Source organism: Roseburia sp. 831b (assembly GCF_001940165.2).
Taxonomy (GTDB): Bacteria; Bacillota; Clostridia; order Lachnospirales; family Lachnospiraceae; genus Roseburia.
Window position 1 is genome coordinate 2,330,313 of the sequence record NZ_CP135162.1, and the last position, 12,612, is coordinate 2,342,924.

Genomic DNA, 12,612 nt, shown 5'->3' on the forward strand with positions numbered 1-12,612 from the left:
AAATCAGCCGGAAAGCTTGTCCCACTTCCCGGCCGACCTTTTATTTTCTTAATTCTTCCCTGTAATCTGATATGGCATTTATCACTTACATTTCATTTTCTAACATCTTACTGCCAGTCCACACAAACGGTGGCTGTTCCATCTGCTGGTGTTGTCACCACATGGTTGGAACCACTTTCCCATGTCACATTTCCACTTCCATCTATTTTTACAAATTTGTATTCGATGGTGGTTCCTGCAGGTACACTTACATCATAAAACCAGGTTGGATAAGATGCGATACTTGCCGTAGAGTTAAAAAAGGAACCAATTGCTTTGGAAGGATTCCAGTTTCCTAATTCCGGTACACTTCCCACTAGATATACATTAGTTCCGTAGTCTGTGGACGCGTTGTTCACCATAAAGCGGACGGATACCTGCTCTCCTGTCAGCACATCAAATCCTGCGTAGGAATCGGAACTGCTTCCGGCTGCATTGGTAACGGTAATCGCATATTCGCCTGCTGCAACACCCGGAATCTGCACTGTGATTCTGCTGTCTGACCAATCAACTACACTTGCAGTTGTATCTCCAAAAGCCACACTTCCTGCTTTATCACCAAATCCTCTACCTGTGATGGTTATCTCATTTCCGGCAATTCCCATGCCAGGGTCTACATTTCCAATTGCAACGTCTGCTGCATCTGTCTTTGTGAACTCCCATACGGCGGAGGCACCGGCACCTAGCGTAAAGTTCGATACGGCACCGCTTCCACTTACTGTAATTCCATTTCCACCAAGCAGTCCATTCATGACATCCGAATAGTTTCCTGCCGGTAAATCTGTGTATAATCCGCTGATGGAATAACTCTGATTCTGATTTCGGTTAACCGCTGTCAAAATCACACTTCCGTTAAACTCGCGCTCATAAATTAATACATCATCATTCATCCAGCGCTCCTGCGTGGTTCCGTAGGCTGCTGCCGGATTTGTTTTCCGAAGTGGTGAAAGCGCGCTGATTACTTTGTATGCAGTCGAATTCTCATCAAACGATGTCATATCTCCACGGTTATATGGGTCTGTTGTTCCCTGTGCGTACTGCTCCGAACCATAATAAATCGTCGGAACACCTCTGGAGGTCAGAAGAAGTACATAAGCATTCTCCACGTCTCTGCCATTGCCATCTGCAAGTGTCATAAAACGGCTCATATCGTGGTTGTCAATAAAGGTAACCTGGTCATTGACTTCCTCATAATCCGAAGCCGTATCCACCATTACCTGATACAAATCTTCCATCGTTGCACTCTCGGTTCCAAGCGCATTTCTGACTGCATTTGCATAACGGAAATCAAGCAGACTCATACCGCTCTCATTTGCAAATGTAGTCATCTGGCTGTCGTTTCCGGTTCCGCCATTGTACCATTCCCCAAAAACAAATACCGAATGATCCTCATAGATACTGCTTAGCCAGTTCGTCTGCCATCCCATCGACATATGTTTGACCGCATCGACACGGATTCCGTCCACGCCGTAGTCTAACCACTTATCAATTGCTTCCTTTAAATAGGAATCCACCGTGGCATTCTGCTGGTTTAAATCAGCCAGACCGTACATACTATGATAAACCCCATTCTCATAAGTACTGTAATCCGTCCAGCTCTCATGGTTAAAAATTCCGGCAGAATCATTTGAAAATGTTCCAATCAGACTTCCATTCCGGTAAAGTGCACCATCTTCCGGAAATGTATATCCGGCAAATTCTGCTGTTGAGGTGTGATTCGGTGCAAAATCAATTACAATCTTAATTCCATTTTCATGTGCTGTATCTACAAGATTGGTAAAATCCTGCTCGGTTCCAAACGCTTCGTTTGTCTCAAAAAAGTCTTTTGCCCAATATCCGTGATACGACGCGCACTGGTTTGTCGGATCAAGTGTCATAATGTTTTCCACCGGTGAAGAAATCCACAATGCCGTGACTCCCATATTGGAAAAATATCCGTCTTCAATCTTTTGTGTAATGCCAGCCCAGTCGCCGCCGTGATATTTTTTCATATCATTTTTATCAAAAATATCACCGGATGGATTGTTGCTGCTATCCCCATCTGCAAAGCGATCTGTCACAATCTGATAAATCACATCCGTTGAAAAGCTGGCTGAGTTATCTGTGTCTGCATCTGTCTGTGCAAAAACCGTGCTTCCAATTCCTGCTGTCATCCCCAATGTACATATAAAACCACATACTGCTTTTGTAAAAAATACACCATGTTTGTTCCTCATCGAAAATATCCTTTCCCTTTCCCAAAAAACTATCCTTTTACCGCTCCTTGTGCCATACCATTTACCATATCTTTTACGAGGAAGAAATAAAGAACGACGATTGGAACTGCTATAAAAACACTTCCGGCTGCAAATCTTGCAAACTCCGTTTCATCTAAGCTCATCAGTCCGACTGCAACGGTGTAGAGGTCTTTTTCTTTTAACAGAAGTTTCGGTAAAATGAAATCACTCCACGGCCATGTAAAAGACGTCAGGGCTGTGTATACAATGATTGGTTTTGAAAGTGGCAGGTTGATTTTCGTAAACACCTGAAAATTCGTGGCGCCATCAATTCTTGCCGCCTCGTCAATCGCTTTCGGGATTGTGTCAAAGAATCCCTTCTGCGTCAGGTAGCCCATCGGCGCGCCTGCCGCATAAATCAAAATCAATCCCCACAGATGGTTAATCAGATTAAACTGCGTCATCAAAAGATAGACTGCAATCATTCCCATAAAAGAAGGGAACATTCCAAGTACCATTGTAGTTTTCATCATTGGTTTTCTGGCTTTGAACGTAAATCTTGACATCGTATAAGCCGTCAAAATTACAAGAAACGTTCCTAAAATACAACTTCCCGTCGCCACAAAAAGTGTGTTCAAAAACCATCTCGGGTAATTGTAAATCGTTGTATCGGTAAAAAGCTTCTGAAAGCTTGCCAGACTATATTCTTTCGGGAAAAATCCGTCAAAGGAATAGATGGTTCCCGATTTTGAAAAAGATGCTAAAATCAGCCAGAGGCATGGGAAAAAGAACACAAATGCCACGGCAATCAAAATCAGATACGTCACGCCGGTATCCATAATTCTGCCAAATTTCCATTTTTTACTCATTGAAATGTGTCCTCCTCCCGATAAGATGGTGATTTTATGTAAACCGTTAACGAAATCACGGATGTAATCAAGAAAATAATCAAACTGATAGCCGCTCCGATGCAATAATAGTTATTGTCGATGGAAAGGTTATACAGCCAGTTAATCAGCAAATCCGTATCGCTCGCAAGGAAATAGCCATCCAGATATAATCCGCCTCTTAAGAAATAGAAGATACCGAAGTTATTAAAGTTTCCGATAAACTGCCCCAGTAAAACCGGCATCGTGGAAAATAACATAAACGGCATCGTCAGCTTCTGGAATTGTTTCCATCTGCTTGCACCATCGATTTTAGCCGCTTCATATAAGGAAATGTCCCGGTTGGAAAGATTTCCGGTTGCAAGCAGCATAATCGACGGCACGCTGATCCAGCAGTTTACCAAAAGTCCAATCAGCCTTGCACTCCATTTTGCATCCAAATCCAAAAATCCGATTGCACTGCCGCCTCCTGCGGTAATAAGCTGGTTGATTGGTCCACCGTAAGAAAACATGAATTTGAACGCCAAAAGTGTGATAAATCCCGGTATCGCGTAGGCTAACACCGGAAAAGCCCTCCAGAATGCTTTTCCTTTTACGCACTCCTTATCGAGCAAAAGCGCCAGACCCAGTCCCGCAAAATAATTGAGTGCCGTCGACACGATTGCCCACACGATATTCCAGCCTAAAATCTTGAAAAATGTCGGTGCAAACTGCGAAAGTGTAACCAGTTTCTTAAAATTGGAAAAGCCAACCCAGTCCACTAATTCCGGCGGCACAATGTTTCCACCATAATTGGTAAATGCAATCAAAATCATAAACACAATCGGAAGAATGTTAAACACGCACACGCCAAGCACCGGCAATGCCAGCACCAGCACGTAAAACTTTTTGTCGAGAAGCTGTTTGACTTCTTCTTTGAAAGTGAAAAGGTGCTTTCCCTGCTCTTTTCTTTTTTGCATACTGTATACATCTTTCAGATTCAACCGGTACAACAGCAGAAAGACTCCAATCACAATCCATGCAAAAATGCCCATCAGAAGCATGACAACCGAATTATCGCCCACGGTTCCAAGCCATGCATCTCCTTTTTGTGTTCCCAGGGTAAAAAATCCCTGAATGTCCCGCCATCCTCTTGTCACAAAGTACCAGACAATGCTTATTTCTGCCAGTAAAAATAAAATTCCCTTGATGACGCTTCCATAACAAATCTGACCTGCCCCCATGAACACAGCCGACAGTTTCACCTGCCAGCTGCTATCCCGGCAGCACTCCCCAATCTTCTTTCCTCGTCGCATAATTTCTCCTTTTTTGCGCTGTTTTCTGCGCATCCCAAGTTTGTGCATCGCACAAATCTTGCGTGTGAAACATCTATGTTTCACACTGTCTCCATTTTTTGCGCTGTTTTTTTGCGCATCTCAAGTTTGTGCTACTTCAACGTATAGACCGCATCATATATCTGCTGGTCGACCTCTTCTAATCCCGCCTTTAACGATGCTAAATCCGGGTATTTTTTCTCATTTTCTGCACGGAATGCATCTTTTGCAAGGTCGGTAAAGAAAGTCTGACCCGGTGTCCATATCTGGGATACTTCCTGAATCGACGGCATTAAGGTGATATTTCCATTCTCTAGGTTCTGATATAAAAGCTCTGACGTTCCGCCTGCTTCTTTCGCTGCATCTTCCCTTGCCGGTGCGATTCCAAGCATCTCGCTTCGCTCCACCATCATGTCATAACTGGTTGCAAACTCAATAAAGGCAAGGCAGGCATTCGGATATTTCGTGTAAGCGCTGACTGCGTAGCCGTTGACGCCACCCATCGTCTTGCTGTCGATAAGCTCCGGATTCTCCTCGGTCAAGTCGCCGCTTGCCGGAAGCTGTGGTAACGTTGTCATCACAAGATTTTCTTTTGCCTTCGCTGCTGCTTCCTCACTGCTTAAGCCTTCGCTCTCATACTCTGCTGACAACTCATCTAAAAAAGTCGAATAAACATCCGGTGTGGAGATGGTCGCAAAATAGGTTCCGTCTGCTAACTTGCTGTATGCATTTGTTGTGATGGTATCATCGATACATTCCTCGTTCATCGCACTTGCGAGCTGTTCTAACACCCATGCACCTTTTTCTGCCTCCCCTGCTGCAAAGCCGATATCCGATGCATCTGTGTTGTTATTTCCAAAGACATAACCGCCATAGGAAAATAAAAATCCACTGGAAAAATAGACATCATAGAGTGATTTCATGTATCCGTACTGGGAAGCATCTGCCGCATGACGCTCTATGGAAAAAGCGTACATGTCATTCCAGTTTTCAATCATATCCGGCACCTTGTCTCCGTCGTCATCCCAGGTCGTCTCCCAGTCCTCCGGCAGCAAATCGGTGCGGTAATAAAGCATCGGTGCCTGCACGTTTACCGGAACGCCACAGTAGTAAGTCGTGCCGTCTTTTTCCATCTTGTATGCATCCCATGCCGTCTGCGGTATCTGCTTATAGCACTCCATTGACTCAACCGGCAATGGATAAATATGTTTGCCCTGTGCATACTGCATGATAACGTCATTTGCCTGATACAAAACATCCGGTCCATAACCATAAGGGCCATCGTTTGCCAGATCTAAGTACTGATCCATATTGGCATCCACCGCTGTGATTCCCTGGTCCTTATAGGCCTCATTAAACGCTTTAATCAGTTCATCAAAATAACCTTTTTCGATTGCGGTATCATTTTCCAATACCTGAATCGTCACATTCTGCTCTAGTTCCCCGGTAAAGATATTGCTAAGTGCCGCACCAGACGACGCCTCCGTACCTGTCGTGGCAGTTTCTTCTTTTGCCGTTTCACCACAACCGCATAATTGCTGTGCCAGTAACAAGGTTGCCATTACAACTACAAATGTCTTTCTTTTCATGATTAAGCCCCCATTTCCTCTTTTACAACTACAAACCCTTTTGATTGTAAGAAAAGATGCCCTTTTTTGCAACCTTTCCCGTCCAATCTGTTTTCTGCACAAATGACTCTTGTTCCATGCGACTGCTCCCTCGAAATCTCTTTTGTGCTGTCTGTCTCATTAATCCATAATGTGATGGATGATGTTTTCCATGTTCTTTGCACGACAAGCATTTGATTTTCTTCCCAAATCTGAATATTTCCATACTGAAGAATCTCTTCTTTTTTCAGTGCAATTAATGTTTTTATCTTTTCTAAAACTGCTTTATCCCATCGCGTTTCCTCCCAGTCAAAACATCGTCTGGAATCCGGGTCGTAGCCGCCTTCCATACAGATTTCCGTGCCATAATAGATACAAGGTGCGCCAAGAAATGTCATTTCCAGTGCGAGCGCTGCAAGCAACTTTTCCTTATCACATCCGACTTCCGAAAAGAAGCGGTGCGTATCGTGGGAATCTAAAAGGTTTAGCATCATCACATTTACCTGTTCTAAATTGCGCATAAGGTTTGCATTTAATTTTTCCGCCATTGCCTTCGCATCAAATGTTTCCCTTGCAAAATAATCCAGACACGCCTTGGTGAAGGAGTAGTTCATGATACTGTCATACTGGTCGCCTTGCAGATATGGATAGGCATCGTGCCAGTTCTCTCCAATAATCACACAGTCTGGATTGATTTTTTTCACTTCTTTTCGAAATCTTCTCCAGAAATCATGCGACACTTCATCCGAGACATCCAGCCTCCATCCGTCGATTGCCGCCTCCTTCATCCAATAGGCTGCAATCTGAATCAAAAATTCCTGCACCTCTTCGTTTGCGGTATTAAACTTCGGCATATAATGACACGCTGCAAAACATTCGTAATTGCCTTTTTCCACATCCACGACGTCCCCATCAATCAAAAACCAATTGTAGTAAATGGAATCGCGCCCCTTTTTTACAACATCCTGGAATTGTTCCAAATACATGCTGCAATGGTTAAATACAGCGTCAAGCACGACCTTCATTCCTTTTGCATGGGCTTTTTTTACCAGTCGTTTGACATCCTCTTTCGTTCCAAACTGCGGGTCTACTTTCCAGTAATCCTTTATGTCATATTTATGATTGGATACAGAAGAAAAAATCGGTGTCAGATAAAGTGCCGTCACGCCTAAATTTTCTAGATAATCCAGTTTTTCTATAATACCCTCGAGATCTCCTCCCGCAAAACTTTTCGGTGTCGGTTTTTCTCCCCATGCCATGTTGACATATCCCGTATCTTTTTGCTTGTTTCCCTGGAAAAAACGATCGATAAAAATCTGATAAAACACGGCATCCCGCATCCAGTCCACCGTCTTTAGCACGTCATTTTGGTTGATGTAAGGCATTTGAAAGAAATTGTAAAATCCTTCCTCAAAGCGATACGTCTCGGTGACTCCATCCTCACTGAAATAATAGATTTTGCCATCTTCTTCAATTTCAAACAGGTATGCAAACCGGACATCTTTCAACTCTAATTTGATTTCGTAGTAACTATATAGCTGGTCTCTATAACATACCTCCATAACCTGCCTATGACGTTCTAAAGTAAAATCATATTTTTGTGCGTAGATTAGGGACACTTTTGTCCCATCGTCCTCCCTGGACATCCGGAGTCGAAGCACCAGCTCTTTTGCACCGGTTGCAAAACAATACCTCGAATCCGGAATATGTAAAATTGCGTATTTATTCATTTTAATAATAAGCCTTTCTGTATTCGTGTAAAAAAGTTTTTTCCCACTATTTTGTTTTATTTTCTGTTTTTTTAGTTGACAAATGTAACATTTTTCTTTATAACAAATGAGTGAAGCTTAAACGTTTCACTTATTGAAAACACGGGGTTGCCCGAAAGGAGTCTCACAAATGAAACAGACCATTACCATCAAAGATGTTGCCCGCGAAGCAGGTGTTTCCGTTGCCACTGTATCCTACGTGATTAACAATCGCACGGACAAACGAATCAGCGAAAAAACAAGAAAAAAAGTGCTTCAGGTCATCAATCTGTTGGATTACACGCCAAACCAGTCTGCAAAAGCACTGGCGACAAACCGTAATCAGATGATTGCGCTTTATCTTTCCACTGAGGATTCTCCTTTAAAAAATGCAGAACAGTCTTACTTTTTGCATTTTCTTGTTTCTTATTTTCATGAAAAAAATTACGATCTTATTTGTTTAAATGAATCCTATACCGAAAAGTTTGACCATGCAGATGCTATTATCTGTTATGACATTTCTTCTGAACTTTTTCATCAGATTGGTGATAGTAACTTCATTCCACTGGTTGCCTTTGATTGTATGATTCATGACCCGCTGTTTTTCCAGATTAATTCTAACTACAAATGTATTTTGGAAAAAGCGGATACTTTCTTTTCCGGTAAGCCTTACACGCTTGTATTGCTGGATACGAAGAACCAGGAGAAAAAAGATTACCTTGCCACGCTCCATTCTGATATTCGGTATGTGAACGACTTTTCAGAGGTTTTAGATTTGGAAGAGGAAAATATCGTTGTCGTCGACCATACGTTGTACCAGTTGTTAGAGACGTCACATCATACACTTTATGTTCCTGCCATCACAACGGAAAAAGCGGATGCATTGCTTACCTGTCTGGAATATGCATTGCAGCGTACTCCAATCCAGCAACACGACATCTTAATCTAGGAAACCGCCGCCGGGGAATTGCACCGGCGGCTTTTTTGAGACTCGGGTGCCAAGAGGCAGCTTACAGTTTTCTTACTGGAAAATTACACAATGTCAAGTCTATTTTGTTCCGATGAGTGAACATAAGAAAAATCTAGGTATGCCTGCTGAAATTTGTTTCAGAATAACGTGACCGGCATTTTTCTAAATATTGCAATAAGTTACTTACAAGCCACCGTTAAGACCTGTGTGGACGGATCGTAGGTAAAGGTGTAAGTACCTGCCTGATTTGCAACGAGGTTGCCACCCTCTTTTCCGGTTACATAGGACAAGCTTTCTGTGTCATCTTTTGCAATATTGGTGTAACGGATGTACTCTGTTCCGACACTACTTGTATCTCCTACTGTTACCATGGAAGTGAACATGAATTCATCCCCTTCTTCTAGGTCAACGGTCAGGGTATAACTTCCATCTTCCTCTACAAATTTCGTCTCGTCTGTGTATACGTCTTCCCAATTTGTGATTTTGGCACCCTTGATGTAGTAATCTACCTGTTTTTCTTCTCCTGCTGACTCACTTTCTCCGTTATAAGTCCAGTCGATGGTATCATACATGTTGATGTTGAATGCTTCCTTATTGTCCTCGCTGTAATCGGCTGCATCCTCTTCATAAATATCTTCACCTGGATAGGTTGTTAACGTGAAGGTATAATTGCCGGCAACAAGGCACTTGATATTTGCTCTTTTTGTGCTTGCATCCCCAAGACTGCCGGAATTCTGGAAATAATCTGTTCCATCTTTGGAAAAAGCGGTCAGATAACCGCATCCTCTTTGATCATTCCAGGAAGAATTGATGGCAAACTGGAACTCATCGCCAGCTTCTAAGTCTAATGTAATCGTGTATACATTGGCATCCAGGTTATCCTCTTTGGTCATTGTCTGTGCATCCCCAATCACAGCTCCCCAGTTTGACTCTAATAACACCGGACTTGTTCCACTTCCTACAATTGCAAAACTTCTGGTGTCTTCCTGATAGGAAACAAACCCTGCAAAGACCTCCGTATCTGCTGTAATTGCTGTTGTAAAGTCAAATTTATGACTCATCTGTGGTGTTGCAAACCAGCCTGCAAACGTATAACCTTCTTTTTCTGGCACATATTCGTCTACACAAGTTCCATCTTCAACCTCTTTTGTCTCTAAGACGGTCTTTCCGTCTGCATCATAAAAAGTGACAACATGGGTAGAAGCTGCCTGATCCTGTGTCTCAGTCACGGCCTGCTCGGTTGACGTTACATCCGTCTCTTCCTCCTTCGACTGACATCCTGTTAACATTGAAATACTCATTGAAGCAACTAATGTTATGGCTGCAATCCACTTTAATCCTTTTCTTTTCATCCTTCTCCATTTCCTTTCTCATCAAATTCTCATTCCCCAATTTCTCTGCACGTGCTTAAACGGTTAACCGCAAAGGTAAGAAAAAGCCGTTCCTGTCTGGAAACTTCTTAAACACCTTGTGCTTTCTTCTGGATTCCATCAGGTACGAGCATGTATCAGTCCCTTATGATTGCAAAACTGCTTTCCTAGGTTCAGGTTTGCTTAAACGATTAACTTAATTTTAATGTAACACTTCATACAGTTCCTGTCAAGCATAAAAAATATCACTTTTTTCTTCACTTTTGACATGTATCTTCCTGTGCTTCTTCTTTATACTAAACTCAATAAATACCAAGGAGGAACTTACAAATGAAAAATTTATTTCCAAACGCAGCCAGATACCATTTTTTCCGTAAAAGAAAAAAGACAGCCTTTTTCCTGCTGCTTCTTTTCGGTCTATACCTTTGCAACAGTTCGGGATGTCTTTTTACGATAACTTCACAAAGTGCAGTTTCTAGTGCGCAAAGTGAATCTCCATCTCTGGATCAATTTCAGCGTGGAATTGTTCCAGGTAAAATGCCTGGATAATTTTTTTCTCTTTTTCCTTCTTTCCTGCCTGTGCAAGATAGAAGGCAAGTTTTAAATACGCCTTGCAATCTTCCAATTCCGATTCATCTCTTTTTCCAGATTTAATCAGTTCCAGAAGGTTCCAGGATGCTTCAAGTAGAATGGTAGGGAAAAACACTTCATACTGACACTTCTTTGCCTCTTCTAAATTATTGGCACAAAGCGTCAGTGCTTCTTGATGCTTTCCAAGCATTCCAAGCATTTTGGCACGGTTACAATTGATTAAAATCCGCCATTCCATTGCACTTCGTGCGTCTAAATATTCTTTTTCCAGGGAGCGGAGCATCATTTCCAGAATCTGTATGCCGCGTGATACTTCGCCCCTTTCTTTATAAGCAATTGCAAGGCTTAAAAGCGTATCCAATTCCTGTTCTGTGAATGGATACGTCTTTTTTATGTAAACCCTATAATCTGGAATCGTTAATTGTATGTTTTTTTCTAATTTTTCAACAAATTCAGTCACTTTTATTCTGCCACCGCAATACTCAACCACGGCCTGCTGCTTTCCAAGATATTGCCTGCTCACAATACTTTTTCCAATTTTGCTTTCAAAACGTCTTAAATGCACTTTTGCGCGTGAAAAATCATGTTTTCGAAGGCTTGCCTCTAACTTTTCCCGCTCCTCAAAAAGTTCTAACTGTCTGCCGGAAAACACTGCATACATTTTATGTGGATAGCGGTTCATCCTTTGCATGAGCTGTTCGTAAACTTCACGTTTTACCTTATGTTTTCCATTTTCAATCCTAGAAAGCGTCCGCGGTTCGCAGATATTTTCGCAAAGCTCCTCCTGTGTCATATTGCAGGCAATTCTGGATAGTCGAATGATATCACCGGAACAATAACACGACATGGCTCTTCCTCCCTTCCCACATAACGGTGTAAGGGACTTTCTTCTTTTGTGCAAACCAGATAAATTGCCTGTGCCATCGCCATACACTGTTGCGCTTCTTTTCTTTTTTCATTCCACTGTCTGCTGCCTTCATATTGTTTCTTAAGGCAGTCAGCCTTTTTTTCATACAGCATTGCCAACGGGAAAAGGTATGCCGTCTCTTGATAAATTTCGATGGTTTTCTCCAGATAAACAATGGTCTCCTCCCACAGCATCCTTTGCATTGTAATCTGAATCAGCGCCTCATAAACTGGCACCTCATATGTTTCCCTCTGTCTCCCTTTTGCAAACAATTTCACATATTGCAATATGTGGCGTAACTTCTTTTTGGCAAAAGAGAAATCTTCCACCGCAAGATAACGGAAACGGCAGCAAATTAACACCAGTTCCTGTTTGCTATACAACGCCCCTGGCGCATCCCCTCTGGTGCAAAGCAATGCCTCCATCGTTTTCTCCAATAACAGCGGTAGGGAGGCACCCCTTTTTTCCAACAATAAAATCTCGTAAACACGGCAGAATTGCTGATGTACCTTTTGTTCTTTTGGCATAATATTTCTGTATTGTTTTAATAATTGTTCTAATTCTGATTGTTTGTCCAATTCTGACAATTTATGTGCAACGCACTGCTCTATTTTTTGTCTTAACTGCCACTGCTTATAATCTTTTGCATTGAGCATCATCTCAAACTGGTTCACTTCTTTTCCAATTCGCGACAACAACATCTGGCAGGTCAGACTGTCCATCTCCCGGACACCGTCCTCTAGCAGATAAAAATTAGACGGCGAACAAATCCCCCCGCAGATTTGCATTGCCGACAGTTTATACTTTTTCCGGTAATAATGAAGTACCGTTCCAACTGTATTCTGTTCCATAACTCCCCCTCATTTCTCTCTATAAAGATTCGAATGTCAAAAGGTTGCTCACAAATTAGTTATTGGCAAATTGCACAAAGACAAGACTATTTTTGTGACTTTGAGGAAACAGG

General features: G+C 42.3%; 9 protein-coding genes. 1 reads left to right on the plus strand and 8 read right to left on the minus strand.

The genetic code is table 11. The annotated features are described in order from the left end of the window. Positions 1-107: 107 nt before the first annotated feature. The 5 genes from BIV16_RS10700 to BIV16_RS10720 form a co-directional block, all read right to left on the minus strand. Positions 108-2,255, minus strand: coding sequence for an alpha-amylase family glycosyl hydrolase (locus tag BIV16_RS10700; protein WP_075680780.1), 2,148 nt, complete (start codon positions 2,253-2,255; stop codon positions 108-110). A 29-nt stretch (positions 2,256-2,284) separates the two neighbouring features. Further along, entirely contained in the window at positions 2,285-3,124 is an 840-nt protein-coding gene (locus BIV16_RS10705; RefSeq protein WP_173664555.1) for a sugar ABC transporter permease, read from the minus strand. Then, entirely contained in the window at positions 3,121-4,437 is a 1,317-nt protein-coding gene (locus BIV16_RS10710; protein WP_143524754.1) for a carbohydrate ABC transporter permease, read from the minus strand. Before BIV16_RS10710 ends, BIV16_RS10705 begins: the two co-directional genes overlap by 4 nt. A 131-nt stretch (positions 4,438-4,568) precedes the next feature. Further along, a complete protein-coding gene (locus BIV16_RS10715) occupies positions 4,569-6,044 on the minus strand; it encodes a sugar ABC transporter substrate-binding protein (protein ID WP_075680781.1) in 1,476 nt (491 codons plus the stop codon). A gap of 2 nt (positions 6,045-6,046) precedes the next feature. Beyond that, a complete protein-coding gene (locus BIV16_RS10720) occupies positions 6,047-7,792 on the minus strand; it encodes a glycoside hydrolase family 13 protein (protein ID WP_075680782.1) in 1,746 nt (581 codons plus the stop codon). Between the two features lie 169 nt (positions 7,793-7,961). Here BIV16_RS10720 and BIV16_RS10725 point away from each other — a divergent pair, with 169 nt between their 5' ends. Further along, a complete protein-coding gene (locus tag BIV16_RS10725) occupies positions 7,962-8,759 on the plus strand; it encodes a LacI family DNA-binding transcriptional regulator (RefSeq protein ID WP_075680783.1) in 798 nt (265 codons plus the stop codon). Positions 8,760-8,959: 200 nt separating this feature from the next. Here BIV16_RS10725 and BIV16_RS10730 read toward each other — a convergent pair whose 3' ends face one another. The 3 genes from BIV16_RS10730 to BIV16_RS10740 form a co-directional block, all read right to left on the minus strand. Further along, positions 8,960-10,132 carry an InlB B-repeat-containing protein gene (locus tag BIV16_RS10730; protein ID WP_075680784.1) on the minus strand — a complete coding sequence of 391 codons (1,173 nt, stop codon included), beginning with the start codon at positions 10,130-10,132 and terminating at the stop codon, positions 8,960-8,962. A 493-nt stretch (positions 10,133-10,625) separates the two neighbouring features. Further along, positions 10,626-11,588 carry a helix-turn-helix domain-containing protein gene (locus BIV16_RS10735; protein WP_075680785.1) on the minus strand — a complete coding sequence of 321 codons (963 nt, stop codon included), beginning with the start codon at positions 11,586-11,588 and terminating at the stop codon, positions 10,626-10,628. Further along, positions 11,531-12,499: a hypothetical protein gene (locus BIV16_RS10740; protein ID WP_075680786.1), complete on the minus strand. Its 969-nt coding sequence runs from the start codon at positions 12,497-12,499 to the stop codon at positions 11,531-11,533. Before BIV16_RS10740 ends, BIV16_RS10735 begins: the two co-directional genes overlap by 58 nt. Positions 12,500-12,612 lie beyond the last annotated feature (113 nt).